Origin of the sequence: Glaciihabitans sp. INWT7, assembly GCF_014217685.1 — a bacterium.
In the GTDB taxonomy this organism is placed as follows: domain Bacteria; phylum Actinomycetota; class Actinomycetes; order Actinomycetales; family Microbacteriaceae; genus Lacisediminihabitans.
In genome coordinates this window covers 2,885,558-2,908,778 of sequence record NZ_CP043653.1, presented here as the reverse complement: position 1 = coordinate 2,908,778, position 23,221 = coordinate 2,885,558, and the positions used below count along the sequence as shown (strand labels likewise).

The window sequence follows — 23,221 nt, the reverse complement described above, 5'->3', positions numbered from 1 at the left end:
CACCCCGGGTAGGGTTGGACCCGTGAGTGACGTAGAAATCGGCCGCGCCAAGCGCGCTCGCCGGGTGTATGCCTTCGATGACATCGCCATCGTGCCGAATCGACGCACTCGGGACCCCCAGGATGTCTCGGTCAACTGGGGCATCGACGCCTACCAGTTCTCGATCCCGTTCCTGGCGGCTCCGATGGACTCGGTCGTCTCTCCCGCCACGGCGATCCTCATGGGCAAGCTCGGCGGACTGGGTGTGCTCGACCTCGAGGGGCTCTGGACGCGCTACGCGAACCCGGAACCGCTGTTCGCGGAGATCCGCGCGCTTCCTGATGCGCAGGCAATCCGCCGGATGCAGGAGATCTACGCGGAGCCGATCAAGCCGGAGCTCGTGATCTCCCGCCTGGCCGAGATCCGCGCCGCCGGAGTGACGGTCGCCGCTGCCCTCTCACCGCAACGCACCCAGGAGCTCTACAAGACTGTCGTCGAGGCCGGAGTCGACCTCTTCGTCATCCGCGGTACGACCGTGAGCGCCGAGCACGTCTCGCAGAACCAGGAACCGCTCAACCTCAAGAAATTCATCTACGAGCTCGACGTGCCGGTGATCGTCGGTGGAGCCGCCGGATACACTCCCGCGCTTCACCTGATGCGCACCGGAGCGGCGGGTGTGCTCGTCGGCTTCGGCGGGGGAGCGGCGTCGTCGACGCGCGCGAGCCTCGGCATCCACGCTCCGATGGCCACCGCGGTGGCGGATGTCGCGGGCGCACGCCGCGACTACATGGACGAGTCCGGCGGGCGTTACGTTCACGTGATCGCCGACGGCGGGCTCGGAACCTCCGGCGACATCGCCAAGGCGTTCTCGGTAGGAGCGGATGCCGTGATGCTCGGCTCGACGCTCGCACGCGCCACCGAGGCTCCGGGCGGCGGATGGCACTGGGGTGCGGAAGCGCACCACAGCGAGTTCCCGCGCGGCAACCGGGTCGAAGTCGGCCAGGTCGCGCCCCTCGAACAGATTCTTTTCGGCCCATCCACAGTTGCGGATGGCACCGTGAACCTCGTCGGCGCATTGCGCCGATCGATGGCGACCACCGGGTACTCCGACCTCAAGGAATTCCAGCGGGTCGAAGTGGTGGTCGCGCCCTACCAGAAGTAGCACCGAACAACCAGCACGACTGACGGAGGCAGAGATGGCCAGGCTCAAGACGGTAACCCGCTCATCGAAACTGGGACCGGAGGAGCGCGCTGATGCGATCACTGCGCTCAAGGAGAAGGAACTCGACATCCTCGTCGTGGGGGGCGGGATCGTCGGAACGGGCAGTGCCCTCGACGCCGTGACCCGTGGTCTGAGCGTGGGCATGGTCGAGGCGCGCGACTGGGCGAGCGGCACGTCGAGCCGGTCGTCGAAGCTCGTGCACGGCGGCATCCGCTACCTCGAGCAGCTGGATTTCCGGCTCGTGCGTGAGGCTCTCATCGAGCGTGGCCTTCTGCTGCAGCGGCTCGCCCCTCATCTCGTGAAGCCGGTGCGCTTCCTCTACCCGCTCAAGAAGCGCGTCATAGAGCGTCTCTACATCGGCGCGGGCATGCTGCTCTACGACATCTTCAGCTACACCGGCGGTCGACCGCCCGGTGTGCCGCATCACCGTCACCTCTCCAAGACCCAGGTGATGCGCTCGATCCCGAGCCTGTCGAACGACGCGCTCGTCGGTGGCATCACCTACTACGATGCCCAGGTGGACGACGCACGCTATGTGGCGAGCTTGGCCCGCACGGCATCCTTCTACGGCGCGCACGTCGCCAGCCGGGTGCGCGTCGAGGGCTTCATCAAGGTGGGCGAGCGGGTGGTCGGCGTCAACGCGCACGACCTCGAGACCGGCGAGAAGTTCGAGATCCGCGCCAAGCAGGTCGTCAACGCGACCGGTGTGTGGACGGATGACACGCAGTCCATGGTGGGCGAGCGCGGCCAGTTCAAGGTGCGGGCCTCAAAGGGCGTGCACCTCGTGGTGCCGCGGGACCGCTTCCAGTCGAGCATGGGCCTGTTGCTGCGCACCGAGAAGAGTGTGCTCTTCGTGATCCCGTGGGGTCGTCACTGGCTGATCGGTACGACCGACACCGACTGGCACCTCGACAAGTCGCACCCGGCTGCGACCGCGGCCGACATCGACTACATCCTCCAGCACGTGAATGACGTGCTCGCGGTGAAGCTGACGCGCGACGACGTCGAAGGCGTCTACGCCGGCCTTCGTCCGCTGCTCGCCGGGGAATCGGACCAGACCTCCAAACTCTCCCGCGAGCACATTGTCGCGCACAGCGTGCCCGGGCTCGTCGTGGTCGCCGGAGGCAAGTGGACCACCTACCGCATCATGGCAAAGGATGCGATCGATGCCGCCGCCGCCGCTCTCGACGCGAACGTGCCCAAGAGCGTCACCCAGGACATCGCTCTCCTCGGCGCAGAGGGATATCAGGCGGCGTGGAACAAGCGGGCGAAGATCGCCCGGGCGTTCGGCGTGCACAAGGTGCGCATCGAGCACCTCCTCAACCGTTATGGGGTGATGACGGATGAGCTGCTCGATCTCATCCGGGAGACGCCGTCGCTCAACACCCCGCTGCCCGGCGCCGACGACTACATCGAAGCAGAGGTCGTGTACGCGGCCACCCACGAGGGCGCCCTCCACCTGGAGGACGTGCTCGCGCGCCGTACCCGCATCTCGATCGAGGCCTGGGACCGCGGCATCTCCGCAGCCCCGGTCGCGGCGAAGCTGATGGGCGATGTGCTCGGCTGGGACGCCGCGAGGGTGGAGGCGGAGACCAACAACTACCTCAAGCGGGTGCAGGCCGAGCGCGACAGCCAGCTCGAGCCCGACGACGAATCCGCCGACCGCGTGCGGCTCGAGGCCCCGGACATCGTCTCGAGCAAGTAGGTCCCGTCCGCCCTTCGGATGGCCCCTCCGGGGGTCGTCCAGGGGCGCCCCGGTAGACTGGCCCCTGATTGTCCGGTCGGTGAAAGGGTCAGCACGATGGTCGATGTTCGACGGGTCAAACTCCCCGGTGTTGGTGTGCTCCACACCTTCGTGACCGCCGACGGCGGCAAGGCCGGCGTGATCACCCACCGTTCCGGTCACAGCGATCTGATCACCTTCGCCGACGAAGAAGACGGATCCGATGCCAGCAAGGTATCCCTGCGCCTGAGCGAAGACGAGGCTCACACTCTCGCCGAACTGCTCGGCGGCACCCGCATCACCGAGGGCCTCGACAAGCTCGACCAGATCCCGGGTCTCTCCATCGACTGGTTCACTGTCGACTACGACGACCACATCGCGGGCCAGCAACTCGGTAACCTCGCCTCCCACGGTGTGGTTGGACTCACGGTCGTCGCGGTGGTGCGTGGTGAATCGGCGAATCCGGTTCCGGCCGAGGACTTCAAGGTCTTCCCCGGCGACACCCTCGTGGTCGCCGGCTCCCCGGAGAAGGTGAACAAGGCCTTCAATTTCTACCGCACGGGTGAGCTGACGCTCGCCGCGCGGACGCCCGCCGGTCCGACGCCCGTCGACGCACCGCCCGGAGGCTAGCCGTGCATCTGGGTGAAGAGCTCGCGATTCTCGGGGCGCTCCTCATCATCGCCTACGTGTTCGGCAGGCTGGGCAAGCTGATCGGCCTTCCCGCCATCCCGGTCTACATGCTGGTCGGTCTGCTGGCGAGCCCGCACACCGGATGGTTCCCGCTCAACTTCGACTCCGGCCAGATCGAGCTCATCGCGATCTTCGGGCTGATCCTGCTGCTGTTCAATCTCGGTCTGGAGTTCGACCAGGACGAGTTCTTCGGCAACGCCGGCAAGCTGATCGTCTCGGGCGGCTCGTACATCCTCGTCAACATGGCCGTGGGCCTCGCCTTCGGATTCTGGGTCGGCTGGGGCACCCGCGAGGCGCTGATCATCGCCGGCATCACCGCGACCTCCTCGAGCGCCATTGTCACGAAGCTCCTGATCGAGCTCAATCGGCTGCCCAATCGCGAGACCCCGATGATCCTGGGCGTCACGGTGGTCGAAGACATCTTCATCGCGATCTACCTCGCGATCGTCGGCGTCGTCCTGAGCGGCGAGACGGCGATCTGGCCGGTGGTCGGAAAGCTGGGGATCTCATTCCTCTTCCTCGTCGTGATGTTCACCATCGCGCGCTGGGGTGGCAGGTGGGTCTCGAAACTCTTCCGCACCAAGGACGATGAGCTCTTCACCATCCTGTTCTTCGGGCTCGCGGTCGCCTTCGGCGGCATCGGGGAACTGCTGGGCGTGACGGATGCCATCGGGGCGTTCCTGATCGGTCTCGTGCTGGGCGCCACGAAGTACCGCTCGAAGATCGAACATCTCTCCCTGCCGATGCGGGATGTCTTCGGCGCCTTCTTCTTCCTCAACTTCGGTCTCACGCTGAACATCGGGGAGTTCCCGTCGGTGTTCGTACCGGTGGCCGGCGCCGTCGTGATGACGGTGGTGCTGAACGTGCTCGCGGGGCAGTTCGTCGCCTGGCTCAACAAGCTCGGTCCGCAGGCGGGGATCAACGCCACTGTCATCCTGCAGAACCGCGGGGAATTCGCCCTCATCCTCGCGACACTCTCGATCAGCGCGGGGCTCGACAGCCGGATCGTGCCGTTCGCGGGACTCTATGTGCTCGTGATGTCGATCATGGGGCCTATCCTCGCCGCGAACTCGGAGAAGATCGGCGCGGTCGTGCTGCGCACGAAGAAGAAGAAAGCCGCCGCAAAGCCGATTCCCATCATGGCGGAGGAGAATATCGCCTTGGTCGAAGCCGCGACTGCCGGTCTCGATGCCGGAGAGCCGGAGCACGCTGTGACCGCAGCCGACCGGCTGATCGAGCAGGCGATGCAACAGTCTGACGCGCAGGCCGAACGCATGAGGGATCCGGAATATTGACAGCATGACCGAGACAGAAACGGTATGGAGCGTCGCCCGCCGACCACGGTGGATCGGCGCCCTCGCTCTGGCGCTCATCGTCGCGGCCGGATTCGCCGGGCTCAGCCAGTGGCAGCTCGCCCGCGCGGTGGCCACCGGTACGGTGATCGAGCGAGACACCGAGACCGCGGTGCCGTTGGAGGATGTGGCGAAGCCACAGTCTCCCGTCTCAGATCGTGCTAACGCGCAGTTGGTGACCGCGTCTGGCCGCTGGAATGCGGGGGATTATTCGATCGTGAGCGATCGGCTGAACAAGGCGACCGCCGGGTATTGGGTGGTCGGCCATTTCTCGGCCGCGCTCGACTCCGGTACCTCGGCCGGGCTGGCCGTCGCGGTCGGCTGGTCCGCGGACCGCGCGGGTGCGGTATCCACAATGAAGACTCTGGAGAAACAGTCGAGTGTCGCCGTGGTGCCGATCGAGGGGCGATACATCCCCGCCGAGGGGCCGCAGGACAGCGACTTCGAGCACGGCAAGCTCTCCACGATGACGCCCGGCGCGTTCCTCAACACCTGGAAGACACCGGATGTCGCGGGAGTCTATGGCGGCTACCTCACCGCGGCCGATCCCGCCGCCGGTCTCGCCAAGATCGATTCGCCGAAGCCTTCCTCCGATGTCGAGGTCAACCTGCTCAACGTCTTCTATGCGGTCGAATGGGTGGTCTTCGCCGGCTTCGCGATCTTCCTCTGGTACCGCCTCGTGCGCGACACCTGGGAGCGTGAGCGCGAGGAGGCCGCAGAGGGCGTAGCGGTCGAGGGAGGCGCGGCGGACGCCCAAGCTGCGCACGTAAACTAGGCCCATGGCGCTTCGACCCCGACTGTCCGACATCCCGAAGATCCGCGGAGCGGTGAAATGGTACCGGGTGTCCGCGTATGTCACCGGAACACTGCTGCTGCTGCTGGTGCTCGAGATGGTGCTCAAGTACTCGCCGATCCAGCGGGAGATCGAGCTCGGGGGCAGCCAGGGTTTCATCGCCCTGGTTCCGGATGGCACGGTTCGCGCGATCAACCTCTCCACCGGCATCCTCATCGCGCACGGCTGGTTGTACGTGGTCTATCTCTTCGCCGACTTCCGCCTGTGGAGCTTCATGCGCTGGCCCTTCCTGCGCTTCATCCAGATCGCGCTCGGTGGGGTCGTGCCGTTCCTGTCTTTCATCGTCGAGCACTTCATCACGCGTCGCGTGCGTCTCGAGCTCGCCGAGCTCGAACAGGCCGTCCCGGCTCCGGCCGCCCCCTCGGAGGTAACGAATCATTAGCACGGCACGCAGCGAGACCGACCACCAGAGAGTACTCGTCGTGGACTTCGGCGCCCAGTACGCCCAGTTGATCGCCCGCCGGGTGCGCGAGGCCAACGTCTACTCCGAGATCGTGCCGCACACGATCACGGCGGCAGACGTCGCCGCTCTCAATCCCTCCGCGATCGTCTTGAGTGGAGGCCCATCGAGCGTGTACGAGGCCGGATCGCCGAGCCTCGACCCGGGCATCCTCAAGCTCGGCATCCCCACGCTCGGCATCTGCTACGGCTTCCAGGTGATGGCGCAGCAGCTCGGAGGAGAGGTCGCCAACACGGGTCTGCGCGAATACGGATCGACCGCGGTGACCCTCGCGCCCGGCAACTCGACGCTGCTCGGCGACCAGCCGACGGAACAGACCACCTGGATGAGTCACGGCGACTCGGTCTCGAAGGCGCCGGAGGGTTTCACCGTGCTCGCGTCGAGTGCATCCACCCCGGTCGCGGCCTTTGCCAGCGACGAGCAGCGGCTGTACGGGGTGCAGTGGCATCCCGAGGTGAAGCACTCCGAGTTCGGCCAGCGGGTGCTCGAGAACTTCCTCCACGATGCCGCAGGGATCCCGGCGGACTGGAACAGCGGGAGTGTCATCGCCGAACAGGTGGAGCGCATCCGCGCCCAGGTGGGAACCGCGCGGGTGATCTGCGGCCTCTCCGGAGGCGTCGACTCCGCCGTCGCCGCCGCGATCGTGCACAAGGCCGTCGGCGACCAGCTCGTCTGCATCTTCGTGGACCATGGACTGCTGCGCCAGGATGAGCGCCGCCAGGTCGAGGAGGACTATGTCGCGTCCACCGGCGTTCGACTCGTCACCGTTGATGCCGTCGACCAGTTCCTCGACGCTCTCGCCGGGGTGAGCGACCCCGAGACCAAGCGCAAGATCATCGGGCGCGAATTCATCCGGTCATTCGAGGCCGCAGCTGCCGACCTCGTCGCCGAAGCGGCCGGGGATGGCACGTCGATCGACTTCCTCGTGCAGGGCACCCTGTATCCCGACGTCGTCGAATCGGGCGGCGGGACCGGCACCGCGAACATCAAGAGCCACCACAACGTCGGCGGGCTGCCCGAAGACCTGCAGTTCTCGCTCGTCGAGCCGCTTCGTGCCCTGTTCAAGGACGAGGTGCGGGCCATCGGCCGCGAGCTGGGGCTTCCGGAGGTCATCGTCGGCCGCCAGCCCTTCCCCGGCCCCGGCCTCGGCATCCGTATCGTCGGCGAGGTCACGCGCGACCGCCTCGAGCTTCTGCGCAAGGCGGATGCGATCGCTCGTGCCGAGCTCACGGCGGCCGGCCTCGACCAGGAGATCTGGCAGTGCCCGGTCGTGCTGCTCGCGGATGTGCGCTCCGTCGGCGTGCAGGGCGACGGACGCACCTACGGGCATCCGATCGTGCTCCGTCCGGTCTCGTCGGAAGATGCGATGACCGCCGACTGGACTCGACTGCCCTACGACGTGCTCGCGCGCATCTCGAACCGCATCACGAACGAGGTCGCCGGCGTCAACCGAGTGGTGCTCGACGTCACGTCGAAGCCGCCGGGCACCATCGAGTGGGAGTAGCCCTACTCCGTCACGCTGATGGTGCTGCGGATCGATTGCGCAATGTGCTCGAGCGCATCGATTGCCGAGGCGGTATCGTCTGGTCGCCAGGTGCCGTCGGCGTGCGACACGGCCTCGAAGTAGCGGCGATAGACGTGCTCGCGTGCCTCCTGGCCAGTGGGCGACAGGCGCACGTAGAGGGATCGGCGATCGTCCGGGTTCGGGCGACGTAAGACCAATCGAGACGCCTCGAGTCGATCGACCATCGCGGTCATCGCGCCGGTGGTGAGGCCGAGCTCCTGAGCCAGCGCCTTGGGAGTGACCTCGCCGATCTCGCCCAGATGCATCAGCGCGTTGAATTCCGAGGCGCTCACCCCGAGAGAGTCGGCGAAGACCCCACGGATGCGACGATGCTCGATGTCGAGATGGTGGAGGGCTCGCGCCAGAAGGCGCGTGGGGCTCCCCGGCTCGCCGAGGAGATGCGCGTCATCCGACACGAGGGGTGCCTGCCGCGCAGCCAGTTCAGCGGATGTCACGGACGGTTCCTTCGCTTGGCGGTTCGGTGCAATAAAGCCTAGGTTCCGCCGGGGCTGTGCGCACGCTCTGACGACCCCCAGAAGTTGGGTGTCGTTTCTCGCATGACGCGGGCCCAGTCGCGATGTACCTGATCGTCGGGGGACCGACGGACAGAATGCCCCGCGGTCGCCTGGGCCCTGCTGGAGCTATCGGCGCAGAAGGGCGAGCAGGCGCAGGATCTCGAGGTAGAGCCAGACGACGGTGACCATGATGCCGAAGGCGGCGGTCCAGCCGTAGGCGCGCTGCGCTCCACGCTGCACCCCCGTCTTGATGCTGTCGAAGTCGAGTACCAGGGAGTACGCCGCCATGATGATCACGAGCGGGCCGAGGATCACGCCGAGCGGGATGCCGAAGACGAGAACGCTGCCTCGCAGGCCGAAGGCATCGGAGTTGACGCCGGTAGCGATGAGGATGAAGTTGATCAGCGAGAAGACGCCGTAGCCGATCATCGCGATCAGGAACACCTTGGTCGCACGCTTGGATGCGCGGATCTTGCCGCTGACGAAGAGGGCGAGGGTCACGCCCACGACCACGAGGGTGCCGAGAACCGCCTGGACGGCGATGCCCGGGAAGCGCGATTCGAAGAACACGGTGATCCCACCGACGAAGATCCCCTCGACGGCGGCGTAGCTGAGCACCAGGGCGGGAGAGGGCTTCTTCTTGAAGATGTTGACGAGAGCGAGCACGAATCCGACGATGGCGGCCGGGAGGGCGAGCACCGGGAAGAACCAGCCGACGGCGGCGCCGACCAGCAGGATCACGAACGAGACGACGATCTTGACCATCGTGTCTTCATAGGTCATGCGGTCGGTGTCGGTGGGTGTCGCCGAGGGTGCGCTGTAGAGCTCGGTGAGCTGAGCCGCAGTCATTCCCTCGGTCGAGACCGCGGGAGTTGCGCCGGACTGCATCTTCGCCGCGACGTCGCGATTGGACGAGAAAGCGGGGGAACGGTTAAATGCCGGGTTCGAGGAAGCCATAGCTATGAGTTTATCGGCCGAGGCATCCGAAATGCTGGGGATTGCCCCGCTATCGGCCCTGCGTTGTGCGCACGGCGATACCGCGCGCGATCCAGGCGGATGCCACGATCACCACCAGAGAGACGGCCACCACGATCGCCCCGTCCCCGTACTGCGGATAGAGCTGCGCGAGGAGGAGACCGCTGGCCAGCGGAAGAAGCGTCGCGAGATAGCTGCGCCCGGGGCGCTCCCGCAGCAACAGCCAGAAGGCGAGTGATCCGACGAGAAGCACCGCGGCCACCGATCCGATCAGCAGGGAACCGACGAGAAGCGCACTCGGCACCGCGACGGCCGCCCGTCGGGCACCCCGTGCGGGAAGGATCAGCCAGCCGGCGATGTGTGCTCCGGCGCCGAGGACGATCAGATAGTCGGCATAGGCGGACCCGGCCTGCAGCACGAGGGCGCCGGCCAGGATGAGCGCGAGGGCACCGGGATAGCGCACGCGGTAGCTGCCCCAGCGCAGGGGGATTCGTGCGGTCGGTTCCTGCCAGCCGGGACCCGTCACCATCGGCTCAGACCCGGGGGCTGAAGACGGCGATCGCCACGAGGATGATCAGCACACCGCCACCGAGGGCCATGGCCACTCCGAAGATGACGGCCGCATCCATTCGCTTGCGGGGCATCGGTTCGTCCGGCTCGTCGGGACGGATGGCCGAGGGGATCGGCTCGCGCGGCTGGGCGGCAGTGCCACCCTCCGCGGCGGTCTCCTCGGCGGCCGCGACGGGCTCCCCGCACGCGATGCAGAACTTCCAACTCGGATCGAGCGTCGTCCCACAGTTCGCGCATTTCCCCATGGCCACGAGAGTAGCAACTCCGCCGAGCGCGCCAGCGGCATCCCGTAGCGTTGGCGCTGTGACTATTGCCCCCGGCCCCCTCGTGATCGGTCATCGTGGAGCGAGTGGCTACCGGCCCGAACACACCCGTTCTGCCTATGAGCTCGCCTTCGCACAGGGGGTGGATGCCGTGGAGCCCGATCTGGTCGCGACCAAGGACCGCGTGCTCGTGATCCGCCACGAGAACGAGATCTCTGGCACGACTGATGTTGACTCGCATCCCGAGTTCGCCGACCGTCGCACGACACGAGACATCGACGGGGTGAGTCTCACCGGATGGTTCACCGAGGACTTCACCTGGGCTGAACTTGCAACGCTGCACGCGCGGGAGCGGCTTGCCAAGGTGCGGCCCCACAACGCCCAGTACTCGGATGAGCGCATCCTGAGGCTCGTCGACCTGATTGTGCTGCTCGATGCGGCACCGCTGAGCGCTCGCGGCGCGCGAATCGGCATGGTCGCGGAGATCAAGCACGCCAGCTATTTCGCGTCGATCGGCCTGCCCCTCGACGAACTCTTCGGCAGGGAGCTCGCCGCAGCGGGCTGGGCCGACGACGACAGGCTCACGGTCGAGAGCTTCGAAGAGACCGTGCTCGGGCAGATCCGCGACCGGGGAGTGCGGGCGCGCTATGTGTTCCTCGTCGACGTCGAGGGTGCCCCCGCCGACCAGGTCGCCCGGTACGGCGACGACGCTCGTCCCTTCTCCTCCTACCTCACCGTCGACGGCCTGGCGGCACTGGCTGTGGGCGCAGACGGCATCAGCTTCGACAAGCATCTGCTGCAGCACACGGATGCCTCGGGCTCACCCGTCGGCGCCGAACTCGTCGCGCGCGCCCACGCCGCAGGACTCACCGTGTTCTGTTGGACGCTCCGCGCGGAGAACAAATTTCTCGCGAAGGCACTGAGGAACGGCACATCCGCGAGCCGGTTCGGTGACTGGAAGACCGAATTCCTCGAGTTGATGGGAATGGGGGTCGACGGGGTTTTCACCGACCAGCCCGATCTCGCGATCGCGGCGAGATCCGCGTTAGTCATCTAGTAGGCCGGCGGCGGTGTCGAAATCCTCGACACCCGGTGACAGACGAACTACTCTCACGATATGGACACTGTCGACCTCACCGAACGTGCGCTGCAGCAGGACGAGCTCCGGCTTCGCGGCCGGCGCAACGGTGGGCTTCTGATCGCGCTCGGCGTGCTTGCGGTCATCGGATCCTGGTGGCTCGTGCCGCAGTCGATCATCGCGCTCGCCGCAGCCACGATCGATTCCACCGTCGGAACGATCGACGTCGCGGTAGGTATCGTGGCGCTCGTGTCGGGCATCGCCCTCGTCGTGGTCGGCATCCAGACCCAGCGGCGAGCGGGCACCGGTGATCCGCAGTCCTCCTCCGGCCGAGCCAACACCCGTTTCGACAACCCGGGGGCACCCACCCCGAATGGCCAGCCGCCGCTCAACTGGACCGGCCTCACGCCTCACTGAAGCGGGGGAACCGGCTCTTTCCGCTCCGTCAGCAGTGCCCTCGCGGCCAGCCCGATCACCGCACTGTAGGTGGGATAGGCGAACTTGACGTTCGCGAGGGTCGCTACGTCGATGCCGGCCGCCATCGCTGTGGTGACCGACTGCACCACCTCGATCGCGTTCTCGCCGACGGCGTGCGCACCGAGAATCAGCTCGCGACGGCGATCGGAGATGAGCATGAGGAATCCGCGCTCCCGGTCGTCGATCACGGCCCGGTCGAGCGTGGAGTAATCGACTCGGGCGACTACACAGTGCGGATCGCGCTCGCGCGCCACGGCCTCGGTGAGTCCCACTCCGGCATAGTCCGGGTCGGTGAAGCCGCCCGCGGGCAGGAGGTGATGCGGGGTGCGTCGATTCGCGTCGAGCACCGCGTTCTCCGCAGCGGCCTCACCCTCGAAGTGTGCGGCCTGCACGAGCATGTCCCGTCCGTTCGCATCTCCCACGGCGAAGATGTGCGGCACGGCCGTGCGGAAGTACTGGTCGACGGGAATCGCTGATCGGGCCGGGGTGATCCCCGCGTGCTCGAGACTGAGGTCATCCACATCCGCGGGCCAGCCGGTCGCCATGATCACGGCATCGAATTCGGCGGATGTCTCAGCACCACCCTCTCGCCAGCTCAGGCTGATCGAGCCATCGGCAGCCCGTGAGAGGCCGTCCACCCCGTCGACACCGGTGCGCACGGACACGCCCTGCTGAACGAAGGCCTCGCTCACGGCCTCGGCGATCGCGGCGTCCGACGCCATGAGAAGGCGGGGCGCGACATCCAACACGGTGACGGCGCTGCCGAAGGAATTGAAAACCGTCACGAGCTGCGCCCCGGTGTTGCCCGCCCCGATCACGGCGAGGCGAGCGGGCAACTCCGGCAGGGAGAGGATGTCTTCCGGAACCGTCGCGAGGTGAGCCCCGGGAATCGGCAGCCGGCGAGAGTGCCCGCCGACGCAGATGATGACCGAGTCGGCGGTGACCACGCGACCGCTGTCGAGCACAAGGGTGTTGGCGTCGGAGAATCGCGCGCGACCCTCGAGGATCAGCTCGATCCCGGCGGCAGCAAATCGATCGGCCTCGGCTTTGATCGAGCGCACCCGGTCTACCGTGCGCGTCACCCGGGCGACGGTCTCCGGCCAGTCGAGAGACTGTTCGGTGAGGATGATTCCCCACGACCCGGCGGTGCGCATCTCGCGGGTGATGCGGGCGGTCCGGGCGAGAACCCGGGTGGGAACGCAGCCGGTGTTCACGCAGGTGCCGCCGGTGCGATCCGATTCGAGCACGGCGACGCGCGCTCCGAGTTCGGCGGCGCGCAGGGCGGCGGCAGTGCCGGCGGGCCCGGCTCCGATGACGACGACGTCGAAGTCACGATCGACGGGGGATGCGGGCACTGTTCTCTCCAAGGGGCTCGGTCTCAGAGTAAAGGCGATCCCGATCGAGCCCCTGGCCCATCAGCACTTTCGCAGAACCGTCGGTGCCTCGCCCTACAATTGGGTCGGTTATGACCTTCATCCTGGATCCGGCCGAGTCCTCGCGTTCCGAGCCGAGAGAGTCGCCTCTGCTCGCCGGACTCAATCCGCAGCAGCGCGAAGCCGTCGAGTATCGCGGCCATGCACTGCTCATCGTCGCGGGCGCCGGGTCCGGCAAGACCAGCGTGCTGACCCGGCGGGTCGCGAGCCTGATCGAGAGCCAGGATGCCTGGCCGTCTCAGATCCTCGCGATCACCTTCACCAACAAGGCCGCCGCCGAGATGCGCGAGCGCGTCGAGGCCATACTGGGGCAGGCGTCCCAGGGCATGTGGATCTCAACCTTCCACTCCGCCTGCGTGCGCATCCTGCGCCGGGAGGCCGAGCACTTCGGTTTCGGAAAGAACTTCACGATCTACGACTCCGCGGACTCCCGTGCGCTGATCAAGCGGATCATCAAGGACCTGGATGCCGACACCTTCGGTTTCACCGTCTCGAGCGTTGCTGGCAAGATCTCCAAGCTCAAGAACGAGCTGAACGACGTGGAGTCCTACGCGCGCGGGGCGAACTTCAATGACCCGCAGGAGAGGGTGTTCCTCGACATCTTCCGCGAGTACACGCGCAGCCTGCAGAGCGCCAACGCCTTCGACTTCGACGACCTCATCGGCCAGACCGTCTACCTGTTCCGGGCCTTCCCGCAGGTGGCCGCGCTCTACCAGCGGCGCTTCCGGCACATCCTGGTCGATGAGTATCAGGACACGAACCACGCGCAGTATTCGCTGATCCGGGAGCTCACCCAGCCGCCGCGCACCGACCTGCTCGGTGGTGCGACGGGATTCGACGGCTCGCTGCTCAGCAACCCCACGAAATACCTCGAGCCCGCCTCGCTCACGGTCGTCGGTGACTCCGACCAGTCGATCTACGCGTTCCGCGGCGCCGACATCCGCAACATCGTGGAGTTCGAACGCGACTTCCCGAACTCCAAGGTGGTGTTGCTCGAGCAGAACTACCGCTCGACACAGAACATCCTGAGTGCGGCGAATGCGGTGATCTCGAACAACTTCGACCGCAAGGACAAGAAGCTCTTCACCACCGTCGGCGACGGCGACAAGATCGTGGGCTTCACCGGCTACAGCCAGCACGACGAAGCCCAGTTCATCGCGGACGAGATCACCGAGCTCCATTCCACCGGCAACATCGAGTACCGCGACATCGCCGTCTTCTACCGCACCAACGCCCAGACGAGAGCGCTGGAAGAGATCTTCATCCGCTCGGCCCTGCCCTATCGGGTGCTCGGCGGAACCAAGTTCTACGAACGCGCCGAGATCAAGGATGCCTTCGGCTACCTCATCGCCATCGCGAACCCGGCGGACCCGATGGCCCTGCGTCGCATCCTCAACACCCCGAAACGCGGCATCGGCGGCGTCACCGAGGCGACCCTGCAGCGCTACGCGGAGACGCACGGGATCACCCTGCGCGAGTCACTTCGGCACGCGGACGAGATGGGCTTCGGGCCCAAGATCACCGGAGCGATACTCGGCCTCGGCGCGATCCTCGACGAGGTGGCGCTCACCTCCGACACCGCAGCGGTCGCCGACATCCTCACCGCCCTCATCACCAAGACGGGGCTCGTCGAGGCGCTGCGGGCATCCCGCGACCCCCAGGACGAAGCTCGCGCCGAGAACATCGAGGAGCTTGTGGCGGTGACCAAGGAGTTCAACAAGAACAATCCGGATGGCACGCTGCTCGACTTCCTCACCGAGACCTCGCTCGTGGCCGCGGCAGACGACATCGACGACTCGAGCGGCACCGTCTCGCTCATGACGCTCCACACCGCGAAGGGCCTGGAGTACGAGGCCGTTTTCCTCACCGGCATCGAGGAAGACCTGCTCCCGCACCGGATGTCGGCGAACGAGCCCGGCGGGCCCGCCGAGGAGCGGCGACTGTTCTACGTGGGCATCACCCGCGCACGCCGAAAGCTCTACCTCTCGCTCGCGATGACCCGGGCGCAGTTCGGTGAGGTCTCCGTCGCCATGCCGTCGCGCTACCTGCAGGAGATCCCACCCGAGCTCATCGACTGGCGCCAGTCGCCCGGCATGGCCACGTCGCGCGGGGGCACCCAACCGCGGGCGCTCAACGCGCGCCGCGGCGGATTCGGTGCCGAGGATGCCCCGGCGCTGGGCTCGGGCTATGTTGCGTCCAGTGGACCGGGGGCGACGGCTCTCGCCCGTGCCGCCCGTGCCGAGCGAGCGGCGCAGCCCAAGACCCAGTGGGCCAACCGGGTGACGAACGTGGTGCGGGACAACGGCGACCTCACGCTCGCGGCGGGGGATCGCATCCGCCACATCGACTTCGGTGACGGTCGCGTGACCGGCGTGACCGGCATCGGGCCCAAGTCGATCGCCGAGGTGCAATTCGACACCGCCGGGCGCAAACGCCTGCTGATCAAACTGGCGCCCATCGAGAAGCTCTAGCTCGCGCGTCCCTCTGCCTCCGCTGTGCCTTTCATTATTCAGGAAGGTGTGGGGCTGAAGGGGCGGGATGACTCGTGTGGGAACGCATCACGCACTCTGGCCACTCCCGCCCCACACCTTCCTGAATGATGTGGGTCCTGAGGGCTACCCCAGCGTGGAACCCGGGGAGAGCGGCGCGTAGGCGCCCCACTGGCGCGGCGAGCGACCATCATTCTCGGGGGCTGCGCCACCACCGAGGAGGTTACGAGCGAGCTGGGTGCCCGCCTCCAGGAGCCCATCGAGCGAGGCCGAGAGATCCTCGTCGGTGACGGCGCGATGCTGCTCGGCCGCAGTGAGGACGGCGCGACGCACCAGCTCTTTCGCGAAGGATCCGGTGGTCTCGGTGGCCCGGTCTGCAGCCGCATCGGTAGCCTCCGTCGTGAGGGGCAAACCGCCGGCATAGTGCCGGAACAGGCGTCGCCGCGAGCTCGCGTCGGGAAGGGGGATCTCGACTGCGAGGTCCACGCGCCCAGGGCGCTCCGCGAGCGCTCGCTCCAGCACCTGGACGCGGTTCGTCGTCAGGATGAAGGTGACATCGGCATCCCCCTCCAAGCCGTCCAGCGCATCCAGCACTGCGAAGAGCAGAGGCTGCGGTCCGTGCATTCCGCGCTCTTCGGCGACCAGGTCTACATCCTCGAGCACCACGATGGCGGGTTGCATCGCGCGTGCCAGTTCAGCGGCCTCGGTGATGAATTGGATGCTCGATCCGGTGAGGAGCACGGCTGTTGTGCCGGGGGTGCGTGACAGCAGGTGACGCACAGTGAGGGTCTTCCCCGTACCGGGAGGCCCATAGAGCAATACCCCGCGCTTGAGGTGTTGTCCGGCAGCGAGCAGATGCTCGCGCTGCTCGCCGATACCGACGACATGGCGCACCACGGTCTCTAGCACGCCAGGCGGAAGGACGACATCATCCGCGTCGACAGCCGGTCGGTGCAGGAAGGTAGCGCCCGCCGACGAATTGCCGTATTCATTTCCGGTGAATGACAGCACCTTGCCACGCAGCACACTGAGACTCAGCACGAGTCGGGAGAACTCGTCGAGGAACCGCGACGACGTCTCGGTGTCGCGGGAGAGGATCTCGAGTTGGGCTCCCGGGCGGCCGAATTGCGGCTGGGCCGCGCGTTCGAGAACGACAACAGGGTGGCCCTCGAAAGTGATGCGGTGAAGGCCGAACGCGATCACGCGTCGCGCGGTCTCTGGGCCATCGGCTATCGAGAGGTAGTCGATCGGCGCAGGAGAGAAGCGGCCGTAGGGGCTGAAGAGCAGTTCGGAGAGCGGGAGGTGCTCGCGTTGCTGTCCGCCGCTGACGCCGATGGGAGGTTGGCCAGAGTCACGGCCGAGCTCCGCGAGAGCGAGGTCGGCATCGACGAGCCGGTGAGCGGGAAGCCCATGGGTGATGGCAGGCAGGGTGGAGATATCTGTTCCGAGAAAGTCCTGCACAACGGCGCCGAGGGGCGTGAGGTCGCTCGAGTCGACAGAGACCTGGTTGACGACCTCGGACATGAATCGCTGGAAGGTGGAGAGAAACTCGCGTGTTGGGTCATCCATCGTCTCAGGCTAGCTGCGAGTGCCACAGGGACGCGGGGGAATAGTGCGGGGAGTGTGCCCGTTGTGGACTCGGTATCTGAAACCCAGTCCAGAAGGAAGTACCGTGCAACTCTTCGCGCCCGTGAACCTCGGGGCCCTCGCCCTGTCCAACCGTGTCGTCATGGCGCCCCTCACCCGGCTGCGTGCCGGTGACGCCGGGGTGCCGAACGACCTGCTCGTCGAGCACTATCGGCAGCGCGCCACCCTCGGCCTCATCGTGACCGAGGGCACCTTCCCGAGCCCGGTGAGTCGCGCGTACCCGGGACAGCCCGGCATCGTCACCCCCGAGCAGATCGCGGGCTGGCGTCGCGTTACCGAAGCCGTGCACGCCGAGGGTGGAATCATCGTCATGCAGCTCATGCACGGCGGCCGCGTGACGCACCCCGAGATCATCAACGGCCTCACGCCGGTGGCTCCGAGCGCCATCGCGATCGACGGCGAGACGCACACCCCTCTCGGCAAGAAGCGCTACCCCGAGCCCCGCGCCCTCGAGACCGACGAACTCCCCGGCGTGACCGCAGAGATCGTGCAGGCGGCCCGTAACGCGATCGAGGCCGGGTTCGACGGCGTCGAGGTGCACTCCGCGAACGGATACCTGCTGCACGAGTTCCTGTCGCCCGTGTCCAACGTGCGCACCGATGGTTACGGCGGATCCCCCGCCAACCGCGCCCGGTTCGGAATCGAGACCGTGACGGCCGTAGCCGAAGCGGTCGGAGCGGATCGGGTGGGCATCCGCATCTCGCCCTCGCACAACATCCAGGACGTCTTCGAGACGGATGAGGCGGAGACCAAGGCCACCTACGACGCTCTGATCGACGGCATCGCCCCACTCGGCCTCGCCTACCTCAGCGTGCTGCACAGCGATCCGGCCGGCGAGCTCGTGCAGGACCTCCGCTCCCGCTTCGGCGGCCCGCTCATGGTGAACAGCGGATTCGGTCAGCTGACCACCCGCGACGAGGCGATGGAGTTCGTGGAGGCGAACCACGCGGATGTCGTCGCCGTCGGCCGCCAGGCTATCGCGAACCCCGACCTCGTCGCCCGCTGGCGCGACGACCGCGAGCTCAACGAGCCCAACCCGAGCACCTTCTACGGTGCGACCGGCGAGGGTTACACGGACTACCCCGCACTCGCGATCTGAGCCAGGGCCGCCGTGTAGCCCACGGTGGCCCCATCCGCCGCCAGGACTGGCAGTTGGTGTCGCCGAAGGACAGCTTCCGCAACACCGACTGCCAGTTCTGGCGCTTGCTGTGCTCGGAGGTCCGTCGTTTGACCGGTCTTCAGCCGAGTCGTTTGAGCAGGTGGTTCTTCGGCCAGTGCCGCAGCCGGGCGGGCAGCCGCGGGTAGACGCGTGCCGTGACATCCATCAGGCGATCGAAGCGGCGCTGGCGGCGGTCGTCCCACGGCAGCGCATAGGCCTCGCGAAGCGGAGGAGAGAGCAATCCGGCGGTCGCGAGGCGCGCCATCGGCATCAGTGCCCGCATCCAGAGCGGACCGGATGCCGGTCGTAGCAATTGCACCGAGACCGCGCGAACCCGGTCGTCGACCTCGAGCCCCGCCAGTTGTTCTCGCCAGTAGCGACCGAAGGCCTCCCGGTCGGCGGGCCAGAGCTCTGCGGGCATGCCGAGCGCGGTGCCCACGACCGCATAGTCCCGATAGACCCGGTCGGCGGATGCCTCGTCGAGTGGTCCGAACACGCGCTCATGCAGCGTGGTCGCCGTCTCGTAGAGAGTGGCCGCCACCCAGAGCTGCAGCCCGGCATCCGACGCGTCGTAGCTGGCGGACCGCACCGGGGCGTGGGCACGTTGCACCATCGCCGTCACCGCCGCGACCTGAGTCGGGGTGCCGAAGACCAGCGCATACACGTATGTCAACGTGTTGCGTAGTCGCCGCAGCGGGTCGGCGGCGAAGTTGCTGTGTTCGGCGACGGCGTGACCCACCGCGGGCTTGGCCAGCTGCAGCAGGATCGCGCGACCGCCACCGGCGAGCAGTACGGCCTCGGCGCCGATGTCGGTGAGCGCCACGGGTTTCATCCGTCCATTGTGCGCCGTGCCAGAGGAGCGTTGCCACGTAGGCTGGCGCGCATGACCGTGTCTTCAATGCACCTCGTGCTTCCGTCATCCGGTCAGCTCGCCGAGCGTTTCGCCCAGTTGCGCGCGGAGCTGGGACTCAGCGCGGAATTCCCCGCGGTGGTCGAGGCGGATGCCCGGTCCGTGATCGCCCACCAGGTGCTCCCGGAGGTGGACAGCACGGCGATCCCTTTCGTCACGATCGATCCCGCGGGTGCGACCGACCTCGACCAGGCGCTCCACCTCGAGCGGAGCGCCGACGGATACCGCGTGCGGTACGCCATCGCCGATGTGCCCGCGTTCGTGGCACCGAACGGTCCGATCGACGCGGAGGCCCGCCGGCGTGGCCAGACCATGTACGCGCCGGACGGCCGCATCCCCTTGCATCCGACTGTCATCAGTGAGGATGCCGCGTCGCTGCTGCCGGGTGAGGTGCGTGGCGCTTTCGTGTGGGACTTCACGCTCGACGTCGACGCCGACGTGATCGCCGCCACCGTCGCCCGTGCCCGCATTCGCAGCATCCGCCAGTGCGACTACGCCGAAGTGCAGCAGGAGATCGATGCGGGCACGGCGAGCGATTCACTGCAGCTGCTGCGCGAGGTCGGCGAGAAACGCATCTCTCTCGAGAGGAAGCGCGGCGGAGCGAGCCTCAATCGCGCCGACCAGGAGGTCACCGAGGTCGATCACGTCTACCGGCTGGAGCGTCGCCGGTCACTTCCGGTGGAGGATTGGAACGCCCAGCTCTCCCTGATGACCGGCATGGCAGCCGCCGGCATCATGATCGAGGGGGGAGTGGGCATCCTGCGCACCATGCCGGCCCCGGATGCCTCAGCCATCGACCGTTTCCGGCTGCAGACCGTGGCCCTCGGCTGGCCGTGGGCGCCTCAGCTCGCCTACGGCGAATACCTGCGCACCCTGGACTCCGACGACCCGAAACAGCTCGCGATCATCCATGCGGCCGGCTCGCTCTTCCGCGGCGCCGGCTATACGGTGTTCGACGGAGGGGCTCCGGAGGTGACGCTGCAGGCCGCGGTCGGGGCGCCCTACGCGCATACCACCGCACCGTTGCGGCGCCTCGTCGACCGCTTCGTGCTCGTCACCTGCGAGGCGATCGTGGCCGGGAATCCGGTGCCGTCCTGGGTGCGGTCGGCGCTGCCGGCGATCCCGGCGATCATGGCTGCGTCGGACGGCATCGCCTCCCGTCTCAGCCGCGGCTCGATCGACGCGGTCGAGGCCGCGGTGCTGCGTGGACGTGTGGGCGAGGTCTTCGACGCGACGGTGATCTCCGCGCGAAAGGGCGGGGGAGTCATCCAGCTAGCAGACCCGGCCGTGGCGGCCAACTGCAGCGGCACGCTCGAGGCGGGCAGCCGGGTGCGCGCCACCCTGGTGATGGCGGACATTCCGACGGGCACCGTGCAGTTCGCCGTCTGAATCGCGAGCGTAAGAACCCCCAAAGTTTCCCTCGTGGCCGCCTCGCTCGAGCCAAGCTCCCGAGTCGCCGGGGGTAGAGTGCTTGGTGGCCCAAATATCTTGATGTCGAGCTATCTCGATATCGAGAGACTTGCCGCCACATCAGACATACGAACTGCGGATTGGACACAGCAGCGTGGATCTATTTGAGTACCAGGCCCGAGATCTCTTCGAATCCTATGGAGTGCCGGTGCTCGCCGGCATCATCGCCGATACGCCGGAAGAGGTGCGCGCGGCCGCGACGAAGCTCGGCGGCACGGTCGTCGTCAAGGCGCAGGTCAAGGCCGGCGGACGCGGCAAGGCGGGCGGCGTGAAGGTCGCCCACAACCCGGACGATGCTGCCGCTGCCGCCGAAGGAATCTTCGGTCTCGACATCAAGGGCCACACCGTCAAGCGGGTCATGGTCGCCGCCGGAGCCCGCATCAAGGAGGAGTACTACTTCTCCGTGCTGCTCGACCGCGCGAACCGCAGCTACCTCTCGCTCGCCAGCTACGAGGGTGGCATGGAGATCGAAGAGCTCGCCGTCGAGCGGCCGGAGGCCCTCGCCCGCATCGAGATCGACCCGCTCACCGGCATCGACCTCGCCAGGGCCACCGAGATCGCGATCGCGGGCAAGTTCCCGGCCGACATCGTCGAGAAGGTCGCCCCGGTGTTCGTGAAGCTCTACGAGGTCTACAAGGGCGAGGATGCCACGCTCGTCGAGGTCAACCCGCTCGTGATCACCGAAGACGGCGACATCGTCGCGCTCGACGGCAAGGTTTCGCTGGACGAGAACGCCGAGTTCCGTCACCCCAACCACGAGGCGCTCGTAGACATCGACTCGGAGGACCCGCTCGAGGCGAAGGCCAAGAAGCTCGGTCTCAACTACGTGAAGCTCGACGGCGAGGTGGGTGTCATCGGAAACGGTGCCGGCCTCGTGATGTCCACCCTCGACGTGGTCAGCTACGCGGGAGAGAACTTCGGCAGCGTGAAGCCGGCCAACTTCCTCGACATCGGCGGCGGAGCATCCGCTGAGGTGATGGCCAACGGCCTCGACGTGATCCTCGGCGACCCGCAGGTGAAGAGCGTGTTTGTGAACGTCTTCGGTGGCATCACCGCGTGCGACGCGGTGGCCAACGGCATCGTCGGTGCACTCAAGACACTGGGCGACACCGCATCCAAGCCCCTTGTCGTTCGTCTCGACGGCAACAAGGTCGAGGAGGGCCGCGCGATCCTCGCCGAATACGCGCACCCGCTCGTGTCGCTCGCCGACACCATGGACGACGGCGCCGCCAAGGCCGCCGAGCTGGCTTCGAAGTAAGGGACTACAGAGAAATGTCGATCTTCCTCAATAAGGACTCCAAGGTCATCGTGCAGGGCATCACCGGCGGTGAGGGCACCAAGCACACCGCCCTCATGCTGAAGGCTGGCACGCAGGTCGTCGGGGGCGTGAACGCCCGCAAAGCCGGCACGACAGTCACCCACGGCGACGTGGAACTGCCCGTCTTCGGCACGGTCACCGAGGCCATCGAGAAGACCGGAGCGGATGTCTCCATCGTCTTCGTTCCCCCGGCCTTCGCCAAGGACGCCGTGCTCGAGGCCATCGAGGCCGAGATCCCGCTCGTCGTCGTGATCACCGAGGGCATCCCGATCCAGGACTCGGCCGAGTTCTGGGCCACGGCGAAGGCCTCGGGCAAGACCCGGATCATCGGACCGAACTGCCCCGGCATCATCACCCCGGGCGAGTCGCTCGTGGGCATCACGCCAGCAACGATCACCGGGAAGGGCCCGATCGGGCTCGTCTCGAAGTCGGGAACGCTCACGTACCAGATGATGTACGAGCTGCGCGACCTCGGATTCTCGACCGCCATCGGCATCGGCGGCGACCCGATCATCGGCACCACTCACATCGACGCGCTCGCCGCGTTCGAGGCGGACCCCGACACCAAGGCGATCGTCATGATCGGTGAGATCGGCGGCGACGCCGAGGAGCGTGCCGCGGACTACATCAAGGCGCACGTCACCAAGCCCGTCGTCGGCTACGTCGCCGGTTTCACCGCGCCCGAGGGCAAGACCATGGGCCACGCCGGCGCCATCGTCTCCTCCGGAGCGGGCACCGCGCAGGGAAAGAAGGAGGCCCTCGAGGCCGCCGGGGTCAAGGTCGGCAAGACGCCGAGCGAGACCGCCACCCTCATGCGCGAGGTTCTCGCCTCGCTGTAACAGTGTGCGAAACGGAAGGCCAGCCTCGGCTGGCCTTCCGTCGTTAACTGGTGCGTCGTCTTGGTGACGAACCCACCGGTACTCCCGACTCGCCCTGCGACGCCGACGGATGCCGGCATCAGCCCGGGCGAATCGAGACGCACCGACCGGTCGTGTCGGTCCAGGCCGACACCGTCCGGCTGGGTCGACTTCCGCGATTTTCTGGTGGGGAGGGCTGCGCTCTGGCGCGCCACAG

General features: G+C 67.0%; 21 protein-coding genes. 14 read left to right on the top strand and 7 right to left on the bottom strand.

The genetic code is table 11. The features are described 5' to 3' along the window. Nucleotides 1–22: 22 nt before the first annotated feature. From F1C58_RS14000 to guaA, 7 genes are all read left to right on the top strand, one after another. Nucleotides 23–1,141: a GuaB3 family IMP dehydrogenase-related protein gene (locus F1C58_RS14000; RefSeq protein WP_255461129.1), complete on the top strand. Its 1,119-nt coding sequence runs from the start codon at nucleotides 23–25 to the stop codon at nucleotides 1,139–1,141. Nucleotides 1,142–1,175: 34 nt separating this feature from the next. Further along, complete coding sequence (locus tag F1C58_RS13995; protein WP_185201672.1) at nucleotides 1,176–2,906, top strand: glycerol-3-phosphate dehydrogenase/oxidase; 1,731 nt, start codon at nucleotides 1,176–1,178, stop codon at nucleotides 2,904–2,906. A 96-nt stretch (nucleotides 2,907–3,002) separates the two neighbouring features. Then, complete coding sequence (locus F1C58_RS13990) at nucleotides 3,003–3,554, top strand: cation:proton antiporter regulatory subunit (RefSeq protein WP_185201671.1); 552 nt, start codon at nucleotides 3,003–3,005, stop codon at nucleotides 3,552–3,554. Nucleotides 3,555–3,556: 2 nt separating this feature from the next. Then, nucleotides 3,557–4,909, top strand: a complete 1,353-nt coding sequence (locus tag F1C58_RS13985) for a cation:proton antiporter (protein WP_185201670.1) — start codon at nucleotides 3,557–3,559, stop codon at nucleotides 4,907–4,909. Nucleotides 4,910–4,913: 4 nt separating this feature from the next. Then, nucleotides 4,914–5,741, top strand: a complete 828-nt coding sequence (locus F1C58_RS13980) for an SURF1 family cytochrome oxidase biogenesis protein (RefSeq protein ID WP_185201669.1) — start codon at nucleotides 4,914–4,916, stop codon at nucleotides 5,739–5,741. Between the two features lie 4 nt (nucleotides 5,742–5,745). Further along, the gene (locus F1C58_RS13975; RefSeq protein ID WP_185201668.1) at nucleotides 5,746–6,201 is read left to right on the top strand and encodes a DUF3817 domain-containing protein; all 456 of its coding nucleotides are present in this window, start codon (nucleotides 5,746–5,748) and stop codon (nucleotides 6,199–6,201) included. After that, nucleotides 6,197–7,783 carry a glutamine-hydrolyzing GMP synthase gene (gene guaA, locus F1C58_RS13970; RefSeq protein ID WP_185204169.1) on the top strand — a complete coding sequence of 529 codons (1,587 nt, stop codon included), beginning with the start codon at nucleotides 6,197–6,199 and terminating at the stop codon, nucleotides 7,781–7,783. The genes F1C58_RS13975 and guaA overlap by 5 nt, the downstream gene beginning before the upstream one ends. Nucleotides 7,784–7,785: 2 nt before the next feature. Here the strand turns inward: guaA and F1C58_RS13965 are convergent, their stop codons facing one another. The 4 genes from F1C58_RS13965 to F1C58_RS13950 all read right to left on the bottom strand — a co-directional run bounded on the left by F1C58_RS13965 (nucleotide 7,786) and on the right by F1C58_RS13950 (nucleotide 10,148). Further along, nucleotides 7,786–8,298: a MarR family winged helix-turn-helix transcriptional regulator gene (locus F1C58_RS13965; protein WP_185201667.1), complete on the bottom strand. Its 513-nt coding sequence runs from the start codon at nucleotides 8,296–8,298 to the stop codon at nucleotides 7,786–7,788. 186 nt (nucleotides 8,299–8,484) lie between these two features. Continuing rightward, nucleotides 8,485–9,315 carry a Bax inhibitor-1/YccA family protein gene (locus tag F1C58_RS13960; RefSeq protein WP_185201666.1) on the bottom strand — a complete coding sequence of 277 codons (831 nt, stop codon included), beginning with the start codon at nucleotides 9,313–9,315 and terminating at the stop codon, nucleotides 8,485–8,487. A gap of 49 nt (nucleotides 9,316–9,364) precedes the next feature. Then, nucleotides 9,365–9,862: a hypothetical protein gene (locus F1C58_RS13955; RefSeq protein WP_185201665.1), complete on the bottom strand. Its 498-nt coding sequence runs from the start codon at nucleotides 9,860–9,862 to the stop codon at nucleotides 9,365–9,367. A gap of 4 nt (nucleotides 9,863–9,866) precedes the next feature. Next, nucleotides 9,867–10,148 (bottom strand): zinc-ribbon domain-containing protein, encoded by a 282-nt coding sequence (locus F1C58_RS13950; RefSeq protein WP_185201664.1) that lies wholly within the window; start codon nucleotides 10,146–10,148, stop codon nucleotides 9,867–9,869. A 58-nt stretch (nucleotides 10,149–10,206) separates the two neighbouring features. Between F1C58_RS13950 and F1C58_RS13945 the strand changes: the two genes are divergently transcribed. Together F1C58_RS13945 and F1C58_RS13940 are read left to right on the top strand one after the other, a co-directional pair. Then, nucleotides 10,207–11,223, top strand: coding sequence for a glycerophosphodiester phosphodiesterase family protein (locus F1C58_RS13945; RefSeq protein ID WP_255461128.1), 1,017 nt, complete (start codon nucleotides 10,207–10,209; stop codon nucleotides 11,221–11,223). Nucleotides 11,224–11,283: 60 nt separating this feature from the next. After that, the gene (locus tag F1C58_RS13940) at nucleotides 11,284–11,661 is read left to right on the top strand and encodes a hypothetical protein (RefSeq protein ID WP_185201662.1); all 378 of its coding nucleotides are present in this window, start codon (nucleotides 11,284–11,286) and stop codon (nucleotides 11,659–11,661) included. On the opposite strand, the gene F1C58_RS13935 is transcribed toward F1C58_RS13940, so the two are convergent. Continuing rightward, nucleotides 11,655–13,076, bottom strand: a complete 1,422-nt coding sequence (locus tag F1C58_RS13935; protein ID WP_255461127.1) for an NAD(P)/FAD-dependent oxidoreductase — start codon at nucleotides 13,074–13,076, stop codon at nucleotides 11,655–11,657. The two genes, F1C58_RS13940 and F1C58_RS13935, sit on opposite strands and share 7 nt — an antisense overlap. Before the next feature lie 110 nt (nucleotides 13,077–13,186). Here F1C58_RS13935 and F1C58_RS13930 point away from each other — a divergent pair, with 110 nt between their 5' ends. Next, nucleotides 13,187–15,625: an ATP-dependent helicase gene (locus F1C58_RS13930; RefSeq protein ID WP_185201661.1), complete on the top strand. Its 2,439-nt coding sequence runs from the start codon at nucleotides 13,187–13,189 to the stop codon at nucleotides 15,623–15,625. A gap of 144 nt (nucleotides 15,626–15,769) precedes the next feature. On the opposite strand, the gene F1C58_RS13925 is transcribed toward F1C58_RS13930, so the two are convergent. After that, nucleotides 15,770–17,212, bottom strand: coding sequence for an AAA family ATPase (locus tag F1C58_RS13925; RefSeq protein ID WP_185201660.1), 1,443 nt, complete (start codon nucleotides 17,210–17,212; stop codon nucleotides 15,770–15,772). Between the two features lie 103 nt (nucleotides 17,213–17,315). Between F1C58_RS13925 and F1C58_RS13920 the strand changes: the two genes are divergently transcribed. Next, nucleotides 17,316–18,389 (top strand): alkene reductase, encoded by a 1,074-nt coding sequence (locus F1C58_RS13920; protein ID WP_185201659.1) that lies wholly within the window; start codon nucleotides 17,316–17,318, stop codon nucleotides 18,387–18,389. 139 nt (nucleotides 18,390–18,528) lie between these two features. Here the strand turns inward: F1C58_RS13920 and F1C58_RS13915 are convergent, their stop codons facing one another. Beyond that, on the bottom strand, nucleotides 18,529–19,281 hold the full coding sequence (locus F1C58_RS13915) for an oxygenase MpaB family protein (protein WP_185201658.1): 753 nt from the start codon (nucleotides 19,279–19,281) through the stop codon (nucleotides 18,529–18,531). Nucleotides 19,282–19,332: 51 nt separating this feature from the next. On the opposite strand from F1C58_RS13915, the gene F1C58_RS13910 reads away from it, so the two are divergent. From F1C58_RS13910 to sucD, 3 genes are all read left to right on the top strand, one after another. After that, on the top strand, nucleotides 19,333–20,748 hold the full coding sequence (locus F1C58_RS13910) for an RNB domain-containing ribonuclease (RefSeq protein WP_185201657.1): 1,416 nt from the start codon (nucleotides 19,333–19,335) through the stop codon (nucleotides 20,746–20,748). Between the two features lie 175 nt (nucleotides 20,749–20,923). Then, nucleotides 20,924–22,087: an ADP-forming succinate--CoA ligase subunit beta gene (gene sucC / locus F1C58_RS13905; protein ID WP_185201656.1), complete on the top strand. Its 1,164-nt coding sequence runs from the start codon at nucleotides 20,924–20,926 to the stop codon at nucleotides 22,085–22,087. A gap of 14 nt (nucleotides 22,088–22,101) precedes the next feature. After that, nucleotides 22,102–22,986, top strand: coding sequence for a succinate--CoA ligase subunit alpha (gene sucD / locus F1C58_RS13900; protein WP_185201655.1), 885 nt, complete (start codon nucleotides 22,102–22,104; stop codon nucleotides 22,984–22,986). Nucleotides 22,987–23,221: the final 235 nt, after the last annotated feature.